Origin of the sequence: Halalkalibacter lacteus (assembly GCF_036663595.1) — a bacterium.
In the GTDB taxonomy this organism is placed as follows: Bacteria; Bacillota; Bacilli; order Bacillales; family Bacillaceae_D; genus Halalkalibacter; species Halalkalibacter lacteus.
Genome location: NZ_JAWRVL010000029.1, coordinates 25,596 through 44,351, shown reverse-complemented (window position 1 = coordinate 44,351; position 18,756 = coordinate 25,596). Strand labels below are relative to the sequence as shown.

Genomic DNA, 18,756 nt, shown 5'->3' with positions numbered 1-18,756 from the left:
ACGGATGAGGCTTTGAGAAAAATTATTTATTTAGCAACTATAGAGGCTTCAAAAAAATGGACTATGCCGGTGAGAGGGTGGAAAGAATGTATATCACAGCTAGCCATTCATTTTGAAGACCGCCTAAAGCCCGAACTATCAGCCTAAGCGGTTGGTTGGTGCCGGCTTGACATGGAGCCTCTGCGGGCATGGATCACTGGCGATAAGACGATACTTTATGAAAATGTATCGCCCTGGCTGACGAGCCTATCATGCCCGCCTCTCCACGTAAAGCCTTTTTACTTTATTAAGAGCAATTCCCATTTACACAAAATAATTTATACTCCCTTTTAAATACCTTTTATCATAATTTCACGTACCTCATTCAAACGTGTTTGAGCTTCTAGCAATTGCGGGCTATCAGAATCGTTTTCATTAACGAGTGTATCAATTTCAGACTGAAGTTCATCTAATTCTTTTTGAGCAAAAGCAAATTCTGTCGGATCATTTTCTCGAATCATCTTTACTTCCATTAATTCTGTCAATGCACGATCAATCGTTTGTTGTGCTCTATTTAAGCATTCTTCGATATATTCCTCATTAGCCATGAATTTCTCCTTTGTTTCTCGTACGTATCTTACTATCGTAACGTTAATTTACGTGAATCGTCATTCTTTTATACATAAAAACGAATGAAGAAAGAGGATAGATGCATATCCTTATTGAAATGTGTATATAACAGCTATATGTGAAAGAGTTTTTTTGAAAGGAGTTAAAGAATGAGCAATAAGTCTGATTGGCACAAAGAACAACAACGAGTTGATGAAGTTGTTAGGGAAATCAATAAACGAGAAAAAATATTACAGAATAAACTAGGTGACATCAAAATAGATGTAATTGATATTCGTAAAAAATTTTGGGAGGACATAACAGTAAACTTTGATAATGCCGAAGAAGCCGCGGAAACTTATGCGAGTATTAAGCAACAGGCAGAGTTAATGTCAGAGAGAGAAATAAGTCATCGGCACGACCTTAAACAATTAAAAAATCTACATAGGTTAAAGGAATCAGCTTATTTCGGACGAATTGATTTCTTAGAAAATGGAGAAGACGAAGCGGAGTCTGTGTATATTGGCACGTCTTCTTTTGTTGATGAAAGTGGTGTTGAATTTTATGTGTACGACTGGCGTGCGCCCATTTCGAGTTTGTATTATGATTTTGGACCCGGACAAGCAAATTATGATACGCCATCTGGCAAAATTTCTGGAGAAGTTGAGTTAAAAAAACAGTTCATCATTCGGAATAGCCAAATTAAGCATATGTTTAACACTGGGATTACAATTGGTGATGAAATGCTTCAAGAAGTGTTAGGGGGACAATCTGATTCACAAATGAAGAGCATTGTTGCTACCATTCAGAAAGAACAAAATCAAATCATTAGAAATGAACGAGGACGTCTCTTAATTGTTCAAGGTGTTGCAGGAAGCGGTAAGACATCGGCAGCCCTGCAACGAGTAGCATATTTACTGTATCGTTATCGAGATATACTTTTGGCCGATCAAATTGTGTTATTTTCACCAAACCCATTGTTCAATAGTTATGTTTCAACAGTCCTCCCGGAACTTGGAGAAGAAAATATGCAGCAGACAACATTCCAGGCTTATTTGGAACATCGACTTGGTGGCGATTGGAAGCTTGAAGATCCTTTCTCGCAAATGGAATACGTGTTAACAGCTGAAGAGGATTCTATCTATACTGAGCAAATTGAAAGTATAAAATTGAAATCCTCTCTCGAATATATTCAATTAATTGACCAATATATCAGTTCTCTTCAGAAAGAAGGAATGATCTTTACTGACATAGTTTTTAGAGGAGAACTATTGATATCTGCAGAAAAGATTTGTACGTACTTTTATGAACTACCTGATACAATCTCGATTCCAAACCGCTTTCATATGCTAGTGGAGAGAATACTGAAAGAGGTTAGAGAATTTGAACTAAAAGAAAGAAAAAAAGAGTGGGTTGAACAGGAAATTGAATTGCTCGACAATGAAGTTTTATTAAAAGTACACAACAAAATAGAAAAACAAAAGAAAAAAGAAACAGATTCTTTTTATGAGTTTGAACGTGAGGAAGAGTTATTACGAGCACTTGTTGTTAAAAGAAGAATGAAGAAAATAAAAAGTGATATTAAGAAAATTCGTTTTTTAGACGTAGCATCTATTTATGTACAACTAATGGAGTCATCACTAAAGCCAGAACACTATATAGAGTCTGTCCAGAAAATCCGTCAGTCGATATTCTCTTATGAAGATGCAACACCTTATTTATATATAAAAGGAAAACTTGAGGGATTTCAAGTTAATACAACAATCAGACATGTATTTATTGATGAAGCTCAGGATTATTCACCGTTTCAATTCGCTTTTATTAAGAACATGTTTCCGCGAGCTAAATTGACCGTACTAGGCGATGCGAATCAATCGATCTATGCCCACTCAAATGTAAGTAGCTTTTCATCGTTGGAGTCCTTATTTCCGTCAAGTGAAATAGAGAAATATGAGTTAACTCAAAGCTATCGCTCGACAAGACAAATTATTAATTTTGCAAAGAGAATTATCGATGCAGATATTGAGCCTTTTAATCGAGACGGGGATAAGCCTGCAATTGTTCCTGCGAGTAACGTTGATGAGATGCATACACGTATAATTGAGCGAATTAAGGAGTTGAAGCAGAAGCATCGTACTGTTGCGATCATTTGTAAAACAGCAAAGGAAAGCAAGGCCTTGTATGAGACTTTAAAAAAGAAAGTTGATGTACGTTTAATGGAAAAAGATTCAACTGGGTATGACGCAGGTGTTCTGATCATCCCATCTTATTTAGCAAAAGGTGTTGAATTTGATGCCGTTCTTGTTTACAATGCCTCATTCGATTCTTATTTTAAAGAAAGTGAAAGAAAACTTCTTTACACGATTTGTACAAGAGCGATGCATTCATTGGATGTTTATTTTGTAAAGAAAATGAGTCCGTTATTAGCTAATATCTCACAAGAAACATTTACGTATGTTCATGAAAAATCGGGCACCTCTTTTAAATAAAATATTAAAAATTTCAACTTCGAAATATAAGTATAATTCATGCCGTACATCAAATTCACATCTTCTTTTTTCCCTAAATAAAAATCAAAAAAAGTATTTTTATTTATTATGTATCGTTTTTTCTAAGCTAGAGAAAATAAAGCTGAAAATAACAATACACGGAGGGGAAAAATGAAGAAGTTACATGTATTAATGGTTGCAGTTGTTCTTATGACGATTTTCTTTGTACAACCCTTGGCTGATGCTGAAGTGAAAATGTTTAACGACCCACCATTCTCTCATTACAAGGTGTCGCGAGGTGATACTTTCTGGTTTATTGCAAAACGGTACGGTCTGGATTATAAAGAGCTAATGAGGTTAAATCCAGATGTTGTTCCGACAAATATGCAAGTAGGTGAAGTGATTCGTTTAAAGCCAGAAGCTTCACATCATAGTGCATTTGAAGATCAAGTTGTTGCACTTGTAAATCAAGAAAGAAGACAACGTGGATTAAGAGAGCTTCAACACCGCGCTGATGTGAAAAATGTCGCCCATAAGAAAGCACAAGATTTAATTAATGCGAATTATTTTTCCCATAATAGTCCCAATTATGGATCTCCATTTGATATGCTCCGTTCCTTTGGTATTAGTTATCAGTCTGCAGGAGAAAACATTGCAAAAGGACAAACAACTCCTGAGCAAGTAATGCGAGATTGGATGAATTCATCTGGACATAGGGAGAACATTCTTAAGCCCGAGTATGATACAATTGGTGTTGGGTTTTATCACGGAGCATGGGTACAAATGTTTATTCAAGCTAGATAAGTAATGAAATAGGCCCTTCTCAAAAATGGAGTTGGGCCTTTTTGTCTTATTGGAAAGAAGGAAATAGAGGAATTCGTCGTGAATATGGCGAATGTAATAATTGGGTTTGTACGTATTGGGGGAAAAGTATGTGGATTGAAATTGAACCAAATAGTTTTGTTTTTAAACTTGCGATAGCTACAATCTTATGTACGATTATTGGGATTGAACGAGAATTAAAACGAAAACCATTAGGTCTAAAAACGTGTCTTGTCATTGGGATTATGAGTTGTTTGCTGACTTATGTCTCGATATTAGGTGCTGAACAATATTCAGTGGCTTATAGCAAACCAATGGATCCGTTGAGGCTTGCAGCGCAAATCGTTTCTGGAATAGGTTTTCTAGGAGCTGGGGTTATATTAAGACGAAACAATGACATGATCTCCGGGCTCACAACCGCTGCAATGATTTGGGGAGCGGGTGGAATCGGGATTGCTTGTGGGGCTGGATTTTGGTTAGAAGCGGTTGTTGCGACGGTTTTATTACTTGTCAGTGTAGAATTTTTGCCGTTTTTATTTAGATTTATCGGACCGAGGGCGTTAAGGGAAAAGGAACTAAAAGTAAAAATTATAGTCGACTCAGAAGATAAACTAACGGATATTTTAAAAGAAATGAAGCGACAACAAATGAAAGCAAGAAAAGTAAGAGTCAAAGATTTAAGAGATTCTAGTTATCAGCAAATGGATGTAAGGTTGCTTGTCGATGACAAACGTTATACAACGGACATTTACTACACGTTAAAGCAAATGGACAACATTGTCGGAGTCGAGTTAGAATCAATGTAAGAAAACTTACTTATTGCCGAAACTAAACCGCCACAAATAAATTGAAGAAGTAAGTTAGAGAGAGTCAGATAGTTTTATGACCTCTCTTTTTTTACATTCATAATAGTCGTAATTGTTGTTGGCTCATTTGGTGTACTTTTCTTTTTCTAACGCTTTGTTCTTTTTCAGAAAGACTATGATCGATAATGGATTGGATAGCTACTTGATTTAGATGCTCTAATACTATAACGCCTGCTATGAGTCTCATCGCAGGCGTTAAGCTATCAGTCTTTTGAAGCTGAGTGATTCGATCCAAGCTAGTATTTTAAACACAATAAACGAAGGGATTGATACCTACCAGAACAGAAGTGCTCCTAGTGCTATACCTGCGATTACAGCAAAAGCAATTGGAAAGCGCCGACGACGAAAACCGTATCCTCCGTAATAGCCGTAACCAAATCCCCCAAACTGTCTAGACCCAGTAGATTCTAGATAAACATGAGAGTTTGTTACTTGCTTGATTCTCCCCGTATGTGTTCTCCCTTGACGATCTGTAATTGTGACAACCCTTCCATGATACCGACAGCAAAGATCATAATAAGACAAATTTGTCACTCCTTTCTTCTTTAACTAGTCGTTCTCTTCATTCTATTTTTGATTTGTTCTCTTGATTGTAAATAAGCCTAATTAAGAGGAAAGATGAGCATTTGTCATAGAATGAACCTGTAAGTAATGATTTTCATACGATATAGAAAAGTGAGTTGGGAGTGAAACGATGAAACAGTACAGCTATATTGATTTTCTTGCACAATTTGGGATCAGAAGCGCTCATCCAGGAGGAATGGCATGCACAGAAAGTATTTTTGAGCAGGAATCTATAATGGAAGAGATGACTATTTTAGATGTAGGTTGCGGGCTAGGAGAAACAGCCTCTTATCTAGAGAAGAAATTTGCATGTCAAGTGTATGCTATAGAAAATCATCCTATCATGATAGAAAAAGCAAAGAAGAAGCTAGAAGAAAACAAAAATAGAATTATGCTGCGAGATGCTTCTATTGAAGCGCTCCCATTTGGAGATGGTGTTTTTGACTATCTTTTATCTGAATCGGTTTTATCGTTTGTCCATTGTAGAAAAGCTTTAACGGAATGCCGTAGAGTACTTACCAATCACGGTGTATTCATATTGAATGAAATGACGTTGTTACAACCTTTATCAGAAAATGAAAAAAAAGAGTTACAGTCTTTTTACGGATTTACAGAATGTTATGAAGTTCATCAATGGAAAGATCTTCTTTGCCAAGTTGGTTTCACTAAGATTGACACGTTAAATGTACCGCTAAGGGGAACGAAAAAAGCCAATCAAATCGATTTGTCTGTTGAACTTAATCCAGTGTTGTTGGATATGTTGGATGAACATGAGAGGTTAGTGAAGAAGTTTGATGGGAAAATTGGAAATGTAATTCTACGTTGTGAGAAATAAACTATGGTACTATAATTAAATCATTCGAGTATATGTATAACACTTGTTTAAAGAGGAAACTTATGATTAAATGAAAATAATTGTCTGAATATTTATGGTTCATAAGTACTAATACTAGCCATCATTGTTTGAAAGGTGTTGTTAATTAAGGTTCCACAGATGGAATAGTGAATGAATAGGTGTAATGGAGAAGTATTTGATGTTGAGGTTTGGATTCACCCTTTTGTGCTGATGTCGTTGAACGATAAATCTTTCTGAAAATAAAGAGCGAGAAGGAGTAACATTTGTTACTGTTGTTGCCCTTTGCAGTTAAAGGGTAAGCATGAAAAATGAACTTTTTTCTTGTGTGCACGAAAAAAAATAAATAATATTAGTCTAGATAAGTTGACTTATCAAGTAAGTTTGCGTTACTTTTTTATATGAAGAAGTAACCATGTAAAGAGAGGCCGGACTACAATGAAAACAACAAATAATCCTACAACATCTCTTGTTATTTTTGGTGTGACAGGAGATTTAGCTAAAAGAAAGTTATTCCCATCAATATACAAATTGTATAAAGCAGGAAAATTATCTGAAAATTTTGCGGTGATTGGAGCTGCAAGAAGAGCATGGACGAATGAAATCCTCCGTGAAACGATCACGAACTCATTGCCAGATGAAGAAGATCCAAATCTTGTTCAAACGTTTTGTTCTCATTTTTACTATCTTTCATTTGATGTAACGAATAAAGAATCGTATCAAGAGTTAGATACAATGCTAAATCAATTGGAACAACAATATCACATACCAGGTAACCGAATTTTTTATATGGCAATGTCACCGGAGTATTTCGGTACAATTGCATCAAATTTGAAGTCAGAAAAACTTACTGACTCGAATGGGTGGACTAGACTGATTATCGAGAAACCATTTGGTCGAGACCTTCCATCCGCTGAAAAATTAAACAACGAAATTCGCCAAGCCTTTTCAGAAGATGAGATTTATCGAATCGATCATTACTTGGGTAAGGATATGGTACAAAATATTGAGGTTATCCGCTTTGCTAATGCGATTTTTGAACCATTATGGAACAATCAATACATATCCAATATTCAAATTACATCAAGTGAAACATTAGGGGTAGAAGACCGCGGTGGATATTATGAGACATCTGGTGCCCTTCGTGATATGGTGCAAAACCATATGTTACAAATGGTATCGTTGCTCGCAATGGATCCGCCAATTCGCCTAACAACGGATGAAATAAGAAGTGAGAAAATTAAAGTACTTCGTGCATTAAGACACTTTACTCCTGAACAAACTCCTGAATATTTTGTCAGAGGCCAATATGAGGCTGGTATTATTGATGGTGAAGAAGTTCAAGGTTATCGTGACGAGAAAAATGTAGACCCGGATTCATATACTGAGACGTATGTAGGCGGAAAATTATTAATTGATAATCATCGTTGGGCGGGTGTCCCTTTTTACATCCGAACAGGGAAACGGATGAGTCAAAAGTCAACAAAAATCGTCGTTCAATTTAAAGACAGACCAATGAATCTTTACTATAGTGAAAACGATAAAAAGAATTCGAACTTACTCGTCATTTCCATTCAGCCAGATGAAGGAATTACGTTGCAGCTAAACGGAAAGAAAATGGGCATGTCAGGTGGAACAACTCCTGTTCAATTGGATTATTGTCATGATTGTGTTGATACGTCCAATACACCTGAAGCATATGAGCGATTAATTTATGATTGTATCCAAGGGGATGCAACTAACTTTGCTCACTGGGATGAAGTTGACTTGTCTTGGACATTTATTGATACCATTTCAAAAGCATGGGAAAGCAAAGACGTGGAACTAGCGACGTATGAGGCGGGTTCAATGGGGCCAAAGCAAGCTGATAAATTACTTGCAGAAGATGGCTTCCACTGGTGGCCAATATCATCTAAAGGGTAAGGGACGTACAATATTGTCCTAGGATTATGATATAATTGCGAAATAAAGAAGTAAAAGACATGTGTATTACATTCACATGTCTTTTACTTGTTAGGAGATAGTGAAAAGAATGGAGAAAAACAATCGAGTATTGCTAGTAGATGGAATGGCTTTATTATTTCGAGCCTTTTACGCGACGGCGATGAGTGGTTATTTTATGGTGAATAGCAAAGGAGTTCCAACAAATGCGATTCACGGTTTTACGAAACATTTATTTACGGCTGTGAATACGTTTAAACCGACACATGTTATTTGTTGCTGGGACATGGGAAGCAAGACGTACCGCACAGAAATGTTTCCAGATTATAAAGCAAACCGAGGAGCGCCGCCAGTTGAATTAATTCCGCAATTTGATCTTGTAAAAGAAGTGGTAGCAGAGCTTGATATCCCGAATGTTGGACTAGAACGCTTCGAAGCGGATGATTGCATTGGAACGTTAGCAAAGGAACTTAGTCAACATGCCCAAGTGCAGATTCTAACTGGTGATCAAGATATATTGCAATTGTTAGAGCAACATGTATCTGTCATTCTTTTAAAAAAAGGATATGGCAATTATGCCGTTTATAATGAAGAACTGTTTTATTCTGAAAAAGGAATTACACCGAGGCAAATGATTGATTTAAAAGCACTGATGGGTGATAGCAGTGATAATTATCCTGGTGTTAAAGGAATTGGTGAGAAAACGGCGGTCCGATTGCTTCAAACACACGGGACCATTGAAGGGATATTGGAGAATATCGCTTCTTTAACGAAATCCCAACGCCAGAAAATTGAGAGCGATTTAGACATGCTTCATTTATGTAGAGAGCTTGCTACAATTAATTGTGAAGTTGATGTATGCTGCGGGTTAGAAGAGGCGTTATGGACCATAGATCTTATAAAAATGAGGAAGAAGTTTGAAGAGTTAGAGTTAAAGAATCTTGATCATATTCTTGAATACTAATGGTGATCTATTACTTATATTGAAAGCAAAATTATAGCAATGAACATATTTCAGTCCTTTGACTGAAAAAAAGGTCTGATCCGCTAGTTGCACTATATAGTGTGCAACTAGTCGGTCAGGCCTTTTGGTATTCATCAAGAATGTTTTGCTTTCTTATGCTTCCACATCATATATCGGTAACGGATCGTGCAGCCAATGCAAAAACCAAGTAATGCAATGCCAGCTGCGAGCATGACCATTATACTAAAAATATAACCCCATGTATGAAGTCCAATAGAAAAGAACAGCAATGACAAACCTAAACAGATCGTCGCAATCCATTGGTTAAAGATTTGCTGATCCGAATCTTCTTTGGGATATTGATCAGCAGGTTTTTGTAGCAATGTCTTTCCTACCATCATGACTACGTTACGTTTCGTTAAAAGCGTCATTACACCGACTAAAAAGGGAAGAAATAAAATCCATTTCGATAGTAGAAGCGCAACAAGGACAGTGAGCACAATAAACAGCTGATTTGCTTGAACGAGTGGTTTAGGAATTCCCATTAAATCAACCTCCTTACTTATGTTTATTATATAACAAAACAATGATTAGTTGCATGTTTTTAGCCCTATAGAATTAATCTTTTCAAGAAATAAAAAAAACTAAATGTTGGAATGGACTTTTACTGGTTTGGTAATAATAATCTTGGTTAAGGAGGTGATCAAGATGGCAAAACGTAATAAAAATAACAACAAAAATAACAACAACAACTTAGAAGCAGAAAATGCACCTGTTGAATTTGCAGAGGAAAATGAAGCACAAAATCTTAACAGTCGCAACAACCGTAAGAATCGTAAAAACAATAAATAAGACATAAGATTTTAAGAAAGAAAGTACACACATAGGAAGCTAAAGTAGGCTGACTCGAATCGGGTCGGCCCTCTTTTCGTCATGTTTAAAGTAGTAAACATTGCCAGTTCGATCAGTACATAAGATTGACTCTCTTACACAGGATAACTAGTACAACAGACAAAGTGAGGTGATACAAAATGGCAAGCAATAGTAGCAACAAACTTGTTGTACCTGGAGTAGAGCAAGCATTGGATCAAATGAAATATGAAATTGCTCAAGAGTTTGGTGTTCAACTTGGATCAGATTCAACTTCACGCTCTAACGGATCAGTCGGAGGAGAAATCACGAAGCGTCTTGTCCAACAAGCTGAACAACAGTTTGGTGGATACAATAAGTAAATAGTAAATGGATAAGGCAACTTGAATGTAGTGTTCAAGTTGCTTTTTTAGGCATAAAAGGAGAAGGTCCCAAAAGATCAAACTCTGACCTTTTGGGACCTTTCTTACTTAAGATTAATGGTTCTGACCTTTTTGTGAAATGTCATGGAGAGCCTCTCCAGCTTCATTCTCATAAACATTCTCAACCGCTAAATCACCGATGGCTACCATCCCAACTATTTGTCCATTCTCGACGACAGGTAAACGACGAATTTGATGTTGTGCCATCATATTTGCCGCTTCGTGTGGATCGGTTGATGGAGAAGCAACAGTTAGATTTGTTGACATACACTCTTCAACTGGAACGTGGGAATCTTTCCCGCTTGCAGTTGAACGGAGGGTAATATCTCGATCGGTAATAATCCCAACAAGCTCCCCGTTTTTCACAACTGGAATCGATCCGATATCGTGGCTTTGCATTAAGGAAGCCGCTTCTTGAATTGATTGTGCTGAATCGATTGTAACAATGTCTTTTGACATAATCTCGCTTAAATTTTGTGTCATTAGTAAACACTCCCTTCTTGAAGAAGTATCCCTTAACAAAGAAGATTTATTCGCCCGGTATAAGTGCTACTATAAGAAAGTGGCAGTAAAATGATGGGAAGGACGGAGTAATCGATGGATTAAAAGTTATTTTACCAAAATGCCTATCAACAAGAATTTACAACTCAAAGCCATGCATAATAGCAAGATGAAGCGAAGAGGTGGTAGGTTGTATTAGACCAGACTGCCTTTGCCTTGTACGCAACTGGCTGGGGCAACCTGATGATACTCGTATATTAGCAGGAGTATTAGCAGTAGATGTAGAAAGTGTCAAAGGTGAAATTAGGCATTTTCATAAATGTTCAATAGAAAATCATCAATTAGTGTCAAAGTCGTCATAAACTGGAGTAGACGGTTTGATCATCATGCAGCAAAACGGAAAAGTCACTCGAGCAAGTAAAGTGGAGATGCATACATATGATGCAAGAGCCTAAATTAGGCCCTCAGTGTCCCTTTTCTTTGTGATGGTCTTTTTTTCTGCGTGGGAAAATTTTCCATATTTTGGTTAAAACGTGAGTATGAAAGTGGTCTACAAAAAAGGAGTAGGGGGAAAATTGCTATGAAAAAAAAGCAATTTGCCGTTATTGGCTTAGGTCGTTTTGGGGGAAGTATCTGTAAAGAGTTATATAATATGGGACATCAAGTGTTGGCGATTGATGTCCGGGATGAGAAGGTAAATGAATTTGCTCCATTTGCCACTCATGCAGTTATTGCCAATACAACAGATGAAAAGGCATTACAATCGTTAGGGATAGGCAACTTTGAATATGTCATTGTCGCAATTGGGGATGATATTCAAACGAGTATTTTAACAACCCTATTATTGAAAGAGATGAATGTTCCAAATGTATGGGTTAAAGCACAAAATAGTTATCACCATAAAGTGCTTGAAAAAATTGGCGCAGACCGAATCATACATCCTGAACAAGACATGGGCATACGCATTGCTCAACATTTAACATCAGAAAAGATTGTTGATTATATTGAGTTATCAGAAGAATATAGCATTGTCGAGTTACTCGCAACAAGTAAAATTCATAATAAATCCTTGGTTGATTTAAATGTGCGCGCGAAGTATGGATGCACCATTTTAGCAATCAAGCGTGGAGAAACCGTCCATGTATCGCCTGTACCAAATGAAGTTATTTATGAGAAAGACCTTTTAATCGTCATTGGCCATAAGAATGATTTGAAACGGTTTGAAGAAGATGGAATGTAATGATGATAAATAGTTTACTAGTCATTCTGTTTTGGATTGTTAGAAGAAACAATAGCATCGTATGTCGATGATCAATTTGGTGTGAATGGTCCGATAACTAGCCTGCTTTTTCTAGAGTTATGGTATAATACCAACGTTATTTATGTTGATTATTCTAGAGAAGTAAAGGTGATTTGATGGATTTTTCAATAAACTATTTATCTTTTTTTGTGATCCAAGTAGAAGGACAAGGAGAACAAGCGGATAAACGATATAAGCATTACCAAACCCTTGATGAACCGATGTATGAGGATAGTGCATTAAAAGGTTTTCTTGATGGAGAATTAATGAAAGTAGTGAAACGCAAAGTCGAACGGAACCCAAAATCTGAATCAGTTCCCACAAAAATTGGACGTTTTATCGTCGAACCAGGTTATGACTTAGACACAAACCCGAATTATAATTTGTTCCATCGCATTCGAACAGCGGATTCGACTGATGAATTTAAAAATAACAGTGAAGAGTTAGTCCGGGCTTATATGGATACGAGTGCCATTCGAGGTGGGGCCTTGCTTGTCATTCGATCAAAATTTAACAAGTATTTCGATGATCCTTTTGTATTCGTTTTGAAATGTGATTTTGAACAAAAAGTCGCAACGATTACGGATGAAAAAACAATGATACGGAATGTGGAACGAGCGATTACGACAAAGAACATGAAATCGATTCAATACCCCTACATGCCAGAAGAGGGAATGCTTGAGGAATGGGAGCTGAAAATTCACCAATCCTCGCATGCACGATATTTTGAGGATTTCTTGAAGTTTGTTGAGTACCACCAATCGATGCCTGAGATTGTGAAAACTCAAGTGATTCAGATGGCCCAGCAGCACATTGCTGAAACATATCACGAGGAGAGTCCTGAACGGATTCAGGAAGAGGAATATATTGAAGCTTGGTCAAATACTCCTGTGAGAGAAATGCAGGAGAAGTGGACACCTGAGCAGGTGGTAGAAGCTTCTGCTCCTATCATCGAGCATCAACCTGAGATTCCGTTAAAACTTAAGCTTGACCATATTGATGTGAAAGCGATGTTGTCTGATTTCGGTGAATCTCTTCATATTGCGAAGGTGAACGGAAGATATGTGATTGTGATTGAAGGGGATTCGTTTACGTTTGAGAAGGGGGTTTCGCCTGTGGAGTTTTTGAAACCGGAGCCTTTAGATGAGGTTTTGAGGAAGATTGGGAGGTAGGGAAATAAATACCTCTCATGAGGACTTTAGCCAGAATTGTGACCAAAAATGTGACCAAAATAAATAATCTCCCTCAATGTCTATGTGTATAGGCTTCCTACAACAAAAAGAAATAAAGGGAGATATAAATGAAAAATTTACAAAGTCAACTAACAGCACTTATGCAGGAAAATCAAGAAAATATAACTGAGTTACTCCGTAAGCAAGAGGAGCTGCATGATCAAATATTGCAACTAGTAAATAATTGCGAAGCTCAAGAAAGTCACCCTGATTTATTGGAATCATTTTATTCACAAAGTATCAGAAGAGAGAAACTGGAATAAACCCATACTAAGCGAACGTTTTGGATCCAGAACGACCTTATTGCAGAATTGGACAAGCGTTGCGAAGACGAAAGTGGAAAGAAGATCTCTGGATTCAAAACGTTTTTAATCAATTTTGCGTTGGAGGAGCTTTTATCAATAAATAAAAATTAGAAATAGAGAATAGTAATGTTAAGTCCTCTCGTCACTGAGAGGGCTTTTATTATAGATATAATCTAAAACCCTATTAAAAAATAAAATAATTTTATTTTATACCATTAGCTTTGCATAAAATTTCTTCGAGTTTGTTAAGTGGTTTTGAGTAATTTATGGTTTCAAGGCACAAAAAAACTCCTTATAATTAGGATTGGTAGTTCTGTCCAAATCCCAATTAAAAGGAGCTCACCATGGACAAGAATACCATAAAATCTACAATTAATGAACTACTAAATGGAATAGATGAACAGACTTTTTCTAAGCTGATTAACGTCATTGACCTTGATAAGTATGTGAAGAAATTAACGGCATACAAGTTCTTTCAACTGCTCATTCTTTCTCAATTGAAAGAAACGGAAAGCCTAACGTTCTTATCAAAGCAGGTGAAAGACAAGAAAGCCCATCAGCTTGAACTAGCGTTGGACACAATCAGTACATCGCAACTTTCTAGAAAACTTGGGAGCCTATCACCTAAAATCTTTGAAAAGATCTTTCATCACCTCGTCTTAAAGGTTCAAGCGAACATCAAACAACCTGCAATCATTCGTGATATAGGTCGTTTATACGTGATTGATTCAACGACGATGAGTATGAGTCTGAGCCAATATCCTTGGGCCACATTCCGTAAAACGAAAGCTGGAATACGGCTTCATTTACGAGTGATCGTGACGAAAGATATGACGATTCCTGATAAAGGTGTTTTACTACCAGCCAAACACGCAGATCGTACACAAATGAGTGAGCTCATCGACATTGATTCAGATGCGATCCACTTATTTGACCGAGGATACAACGACTACAAGAAGTTTGACGAACTCTGTTTACAGGATGTTCGTTTTATCACTCGCTTAAAGAAGAACGCACAAATTGAGGTGCTCTCTGAACAAGTGCCTGATCCTGAATCTCTTATTTTCAGAGATCAAGAAGTGTTTCTTGGCAATGGACAGAACGGAACGAAAATGACCCATCCTTTACGTCTCGTTGAAACCAAAGATCGCGAAGGAAACAAGGTGATCATCGTCACAAATTGCTTTGAACTCTCAGCTAACGAAGTCGGCGAACTCTACCGCTATCGTTGGAAAATAGAAACCTTCTTTAAGTGGATGAAACAGCACCTCAAAGTCAAAAGCTTCTACGGAAAAAGTGAGAATGCCGTTTGTAATCAAATCTGGATCGCTCTCATCACGTACTGTTTACAAGTTCTCTTACAACAAAGCATCTATCACGAGGGACCCTTACTTGAAATCAAGCAAACGTTGAAAACCCTCTTATTTGATGGATTTGATGCATTTCGATGCGCACTTTTCAGGCAGCCAACCCGTTCATCAAAAGGACGACGAAAGCTAAACTGGGAGGCAGAATTTCAAGTGATTGAGCAACAATTCCTTGAAGGTGAGGTGAGCCATTTAGACGACTTAACGTGCGATCCAGTATTTGCTAACTAGGAACATCTATAAATGTAAAATTGTGGATAAGGACTACTGCACACATAAGTGTTATCCGTTTTTCACTTAGATCCACAAAAATAAAAACAGAATATTCTTTCTAATTCAATCTACGACGAAACGGTTCGATTGACAATAGAGATACTTATTTATGCAATGCTAATGAAAAATAAAACATTTAGAGGGGTGGCATCTTTGGTATCGTTTTTCGTTGGTGAGTTGTCATCATGCTCTTTACTTTCAGGAAACCTTTCACGATCCAGTTCTGACAGCTGCGTTGACAGATCGTCTCACGCATAAATCACACGTTGTTAATATGGTTACACCATCATTTAGGATGCGAGAAACGGAAGAATGGATGAAAAAGAGTACTGAAGAAGAAGTGGCTCAAAATTAAATTGCGAATGGCTCACTTTTCACTTGCGAAATACATATTAATGTATGTGTACAGGATTTTGTTATAAGTAAAGATGATTATTACCTCAGTATACTTCAAACACCTATATTTCTATAATTAATGGATATAATTTAGAAACTTATAAAGGATGGGTATTTATGGAGATCGTAAAAAGGAATAGTTGGTCCTTGTATTTGGATTTTATCGATGCATTTAGTAGTTTGACCTACAAAGGGATTTCGATATCATGGTTCGTATACTATTGGAACTATCTAAGAATTAAAGAGGTAAATGAAGAGTTAATAAAACCAGGGTTTGAACAGTGTTTAAAAAACAAAGTATTAACAAAAAAACAAATTCAATCTGGTTTTAATAGAGTTATGGATCCGATTGAAGATCATGTAAATCACAACTTAAAAGATGGAAAAATTTTGCTTTATGATGAATCAAATCTTCGTTTTACACCAAATAATTATTTAGAGTATTTTGATTCGTCCACAACAGTAATATTGAGAAAGACAGCAAAAATAAATAGTTATTTAGGGATACCTATTGATAAGATCGAAGACTATAAAAACAACGTGGAAGGCTTAATAGAGGAATATAAAATAAAGGCAAAAAAGCTTTTACACTCATATAAGAATCACCCTATTTTTAGCTTACCTGTATTTCAAAAAAGATTTATTAAACGGGAACTCCCTGAAATCGTTACTTATTTAGTAGCAATTGTGAATTATTTTGAGCGAAGATCAATTTCATGCGTCTTAGTTGGAGGAGAAGTGGATTATATAAGTAGAATGCTTATCATCGTTGCAAAAACAAAAGGAATTCCTAGTATCTGTTTGCAACATGGAATAATTGGTTCTGATAGAGGATGGTTGCCAATACTTTCAACTAAAGTAGCGGCATTTGGTCAGTTTGAAACCAAATTCTACCAAGACGCTGGTGTTCCTAAAGAACGTATTGAAATAATTGGTCATCCTCGTTTTGATCGCATTTTTACTGAAAAATATATGGGTAAACATTATTTATATAAAAAAATAGGGATTAGTCCTAATAAAAAAACAGTATTAATTACAACTCAACCAGTTATATTGGATTTGGGAAAATTAAGAAGACTGATTAAATGTCTTTTACAAGATAAGAATATTGAAGTAATTATTAAACCGCACCCAACAGAAATAAGACGTAACATGCTTGAAGGATATAGGAGGCTTGTTAAAGAAAATACGTCGATTAAACTGATTGAGTTTGATCCTGAACTATACAATATTATACCAAATGTTGATGTAGTCTGTGTATATAATTCAACAACTGGAATAGAAGCAATGTTGTTTGGAAAGCCTGTTGTCTACTTTAGGGGAAACTCCTCTGAGGGCGCACATTATGATTACTGTGACAAACTGATTAAACCTAATCCAATGCCTTTAGCAAATATTATTATTAAGTTGACTACAGATAGAAAATTTCAACAGTATGCCGCACGACAGCGAAAAGCATTTATATCTAAAGCTTATCCTCAACAAATTTCAGGTAAGAAACTTTCAGATTTAATATATACCCTCTCTGGTGTTAGAAGTTATCTGTAACGTGCAGTATTTCAAAAGGAATGATTATTAAAGCTTCAGGTCCAAAGTTATATGATAAAAGATGGTATAAAATGTCTGATAGCTAACCAAAAGGTCTTTGAAAATTTAGGTTTGAAAGAGGAAGATGTTTATCAACTTAATGATAATGTATTAACTAAAATACTAACTAAAATAGTCTTCTATTCTTAACATAAGTTTAAATTGTTTGATAATAATTTTCATTCTAATTAATAAGGAGTTCTTCAAATGTCCAATAAATCTAAATTGGCAATTAGAGGGGGGGAGGCTGTTCGTAAACAGTATCTTCCTTATGGAAAACAATGGATCGATGATGATGATATTCAAGCTGTCGTTAACGTCTTACGGAGTGATTATATAACAACCGGTCCTGCAATTACTAAGTTCGAGGAGAAGGTAGCTAATTATGTTGGAAGCAAGTATGCGGTTGCATTTTCAAGTGGTACGGCTGCGTTACACGCTGCTTGCTATGCGGCTGGAGTATGTGAAGATGATGAGGTCATCACAACTCCACTTACATTTCCGGCAACAGCTAACTGTATTCTATATTTAGGCGGTAAGCCCGTTTTTGCAGACGTGGATTATAATACTATGAATATAAATCCATCTTCAATAAGGAAACTAATTACAGATAAAACGAAAGCTGTCATTACTGTTCATTTTACAGGTCAACCTGTTGATATAGATGAGATAGATCATATTGCAAAAAATCATAACTTAATCGTCATTGAAGATGCAACTCATGCACTTGGGGCAAGTTATAGGAGTAAAAAAATTGGCACATTTAGTGATATGACCATGTTTAGTTTTCATCCTGTTAAGCATATTACAACTGGTGAAGGGGGGATGATTACAACTAATTGTAGAGAGTTAAAGGAGAAACTCGTACTGTTCAGAACTCATGGTATTACAAGAGATCGAATAAAGTTAATAGATGATCATGGACCATGGTATTATGAAATGCAATTTCTTGGCTATAACTATCGAATGACTGATTTTCAAGCTTCTTTAGGAATAAGTCAATTAAAAAAGCTTGATCATTTTATCTCTGAACGAAAGAAAATAGTTTCCCTATATAATCGTGCATTTAAAGATTTAAATTGTTTGAAAATTCCGAGTATAAATATAGATAGACAATCAAGCTGGCATTTGTATGTCATTAGGCTAGACGTAGAAAAATTAAAAGTTGGACGAAGAGAGATTTTTGATGCCCTAAAAGCGGAAAATATTGGTGTTAATGTGCATTATATTCCAGTTTATTATCATCCTTATTATCAGAAAATTGGCTACAATAGAGGTGCCTGTCCACTAGCTGAACAGATCTATGAAGAAATAATTACGTTACCGCTTTTTCCTAGTATGTCCCAAGATGATGCATTCGATGTGATTAATGCAGTAAAAAAAGTCATTAGTTTTTATTGTGAACAATGATTGGGG

General features: G+C 36.3%; 19 protein-coding genes and 1 pseudogene. 16 read left to right on the top strand and 4 right to left on the bottom strand.

Annotated elements, in window-relative coordinates; translation table 11 throughout:
* A pseudogene (locus tag SAZ04_RS17725) lies at positions 1 to 147 on the top strand (IS256 family transposase); the annotation flags it as partial.
* A 182-nt stretch (positions 148 to 329) separates the two neighbouring features.
* On the opposite strand, the gene SAZ04_RS17720 reads toward SAZ04_RS17725, so the two are convergent.
* The gene (locus SAZ04_RS17720) at positions 330 to 587 is read right to left on the bottom strand and encodes a DUF2524 family protein (RefSeq protein ID WP_332697695.1); all 258 of its coding nucleotides are present in this window, start codon (positions 585 to 587) and stop codon (positions 330 to 332) included.
* Positions 588 to 758: 171 nt separating this feature from the next.
* Between SAZ04_RS17720 and helD the strand changes: the two genes are divergently transcribed.
* The 3 genes from helD (at position 759) to SAZ04_RS17705 (ending at position 4,705) form a co-directional block, all read left to right on the top strand.
* Positions 759 to 3,077 (top strand): RNA polymerase recycling motor HelD, encoded by a 2,319-nt coding sequence (helD, locus tag SAZ04_RS17715; RefSeq protein ID WP_332697693.1) that lies wholly within the window; start codon positions 759 to 761, stop codon positions 3,075 to 3,077.
* Between the two features lie 171 nt (positions 3,078 to 3,248).
* Positions 3,249 to 3,881: a CAP domain-containing protein gene (locus tag SAZ04_RS17710; protein ID WP_332697691.1), complete on the top strand. Its 633-nt coding sequence runs from the start codon at positions 3,249 to 3,251 to the stop codon at positions 3,879 to 3,881.
* Between the two features lie 128 nt (positions 3,882 to 4,009).
* Complete coding sequence (locus tag SAZ04_RS17705) at positions 4,010 to 4,705, top strand: MgtC/SapB family protein (protein ID WP_332697701.1); 696 nt, start codon at positions 4,010 to 4,012, stop codon at positions 4,703 to 4,705.
* A gap of 333 nt (positions 4,706 to 5,038) precedes the next feature.
* On the opposite strand, the gene SAZ04_RS17700 is transcribed toward SAZ04_RS17705, so the two are convergent.
* Positions 5,039 to 5,299 (bottom strand): hypothetical protein, encoded by a 261-nt coding sequence (locus SAZ04_RS17700; protein ID WP_431309025.1) that lies wholly within the window; start codon positions 5,297 to 5,299, stop codon positions 5,039 to 5,041.
* 160 nt (positions 5,300 to 5,459) lie between these two features.
* Between SAZ04_RS17700 and SAZ04_RS17695 the strand changes: the two genes are divergently transcribed.
* From SAZ04_RS17695 to SAZ04_RS17685, 3 genes are all read left to right on the top strand, one after another.
* The gene (locus tag SAZ04_RS17695; RefSeq protein WP_332697687.1) at positions 5,460 to 6,164 is read left to right on the top strand and encodes a class I SAM-dependent methyltransferase; all 705 of its coding nucleotides are present in this window, start codon (positions 5,460 to 5,462) and stop codon (positions 6,162 to 6,164) included.
* 456 nt (positions 6,165 to 6,620) lie between these two features.
* On the top strand, positions 6,621 to 8,105 hold the full coding sequence (gene zwf / locus SAZ04_RS17690) for a glucose-6-phosphate dehydrogenase (protein WP_332697685.1): 1,485 nt from the start codon (positions 6,621 to 6,623) through the stop codon (positions 8,103 to 8,105).
* Positions 8,106 to 8,214: 109 nt separating this feature from the next.
* Positions 8,215 to 9,087 (top strand): 5'-3' exonuclease, encoded by an 873-nt coding sequence (locus SAZ04_RS17685; protein ID WP_332697683.1) that lies wholly within the window; start codon positions 8,215 to 8,217, stop codon positions 9,085 to 9,087.
* Between the two features lie 134 nt (positions 9,088 to 9,221).
* Here SAZ04_RS17685 and SAZ04_RS17680 read toward each other — a convergent pair whose 3' ends face one another.
* Positions 9,222 to 9,632: a DUF4395 domain-containing protein gene (locus tag SAZ04_RS17680; protein ID WP_332697681.1), complete on the bottom strand. Its 411-nt coding sequence runs from the start codon at positions 9,630 to 9,632 to the stop codon at positions 9,222 to 9,224.
* Between the two features lie 163 nt (positions 9,633 to 9,795).
* Here SAZ04_RS17680 and SAZ04_RS17675 point away from each other — a divergent pair, with 163 nt between their 5' ends.
* Both SAZ04_RS17675 and SAZ04_RS17670 read left to right on the top strand, forming a co-directional pair.
* Positions 9,796 to 9,939 (top strand): hypothetical protein, encoded by a 144-nt coding sequence (locus SAZ04_RS17675; protein ID WP_332697679.1) that lies wholly within the window; start codon positions 9,796 to 9,798, stop codon positions 9,937 to 9,939.
* Positions 9,940 to 10,118: 179 nt separating this feature from the next.
* Positions 10,119 to 10,319, top strand: coding sequence for an alpha/beta-type small acid-soluble spore protein (locus SAZ04_RS17670; protein WP_332697677.1), 201 nt, complete (start codon positions 10,119 to 10,121; stop codon positions 10,317 to 10,319).
* Positions 10,320 to 10,433: 114 nt separating this feature from the next.
* Here SAZ04_RS17670 and SAZ04_RS17665 read toward each other — a convergent pair whose 3' ends face one another.
* Positions 10,434 to 10,862: a CBS domain-containing protein gene (locus tag SAZ04_RS17665; protein WP_332697676.1), complete on the bottom strand. Its 429-nt coding sequence runs from the start codon at positions 10,860 to 10,862 to the stop codon at positions 10,434 to 10,436.
* 598 nt (positions 10,863 to 11,460) lie between these two features.
* On the opposite strand from SAZ04_RS17665, the gene SAZ04_RS17660 reads away from it, so the two are divergent.
* The 7 genes from SAZ04_RS17660 to pseC all read left to right on the top strand — a co-directional run bounded on the left by SAZ04_RS17660 (position 11,461) and on the right by pseC (position 18,750).
* Entirely contained in the window at positions 11,461 to 12,120 is a 660-nt protein-coding gene (locus SAZ04_RS17660) for a potassium channel family protein (RefSeq protein ID WP_332697674.1), read from the top strand.
* Positions 12,121 to 12,296: 176 nt separating this feature from the next.
* Entirely contained in the window at positions 12,297 to 13,352 is a 1,056-nt protein-coding gene (locus SAZ04_RS17655) for a DUF3900 domain-containing protein (RefSeq protein WP_332697672.1), read from the top strand.
* Between the two features lie 128 nt (positions 13,353 to 13,480).
* Positions 13,481 to 13,675 (top strand): hypothetical protein, encoded by a 195-nt coding sequence (locus tag SAZ04_RS17650; RefSeq protein WP_332697670.1) that lies wholly within the window; start codon positions 13,481 to 13,483, stop codon positions 13,673 to 13,675.
* A gap of 386 nt (positions 13,676 to 14,061) precedes the next feature.
* A complete protein-coding gene (locus SAZ04_RS17645) occupies positions 14,062 to 15,315 on the top strand; it encodes an IS4 family transposase (RefSeq protein ID WP_332697668.1) in 1,254 nt (417 codons plus the stop codon).
* Positions 15,316 to 15,529: 214 nt separating this feature from the next.
* Positions 15,530 to 15,712 (top strand): ATP-binding protein, encoded by a 183-nt coding sequence (locus tag SAZ04_RS17640; RefSeq protein ID WP_332697699.1) that lies wholly within the window; start codon positions 15,530 to 15,532, stop codon positions 15,710 to 15,712.
* Between the two features lie 158 nt (positions 15,713 to 15,870).
* Positions 15,871 to 17,301: a capsular polysaccharide export protein, LipB/KpsS family gene (locus tag SAZ04_RS17635; RefSeq protein ID WP_332697666.1), complete on the top strand. Its 1,431-nt coding sequence runs from the start codon at positions 15,871 to 15,873 to the stop codon at positions 17,299 to 17,301.
* 246 nt (positions 17,302 to 17,547) lie between these two features.
* A complete protein-coding gene (gene pseC / locus SAZ04_RS17630; RefSeq protein ID WP_332697664.1) occupies positions 17,548 to 18,750 on the top strand; it encodes a UDP-4-amino-4,6-dideoxy-N-acetyl-beta-L-altrosamine transaminase in 1,203 nt (400 codons plus the stop codon).
* Positions 18,751 to 18,756: the final 6 nt, after the last annotated feature.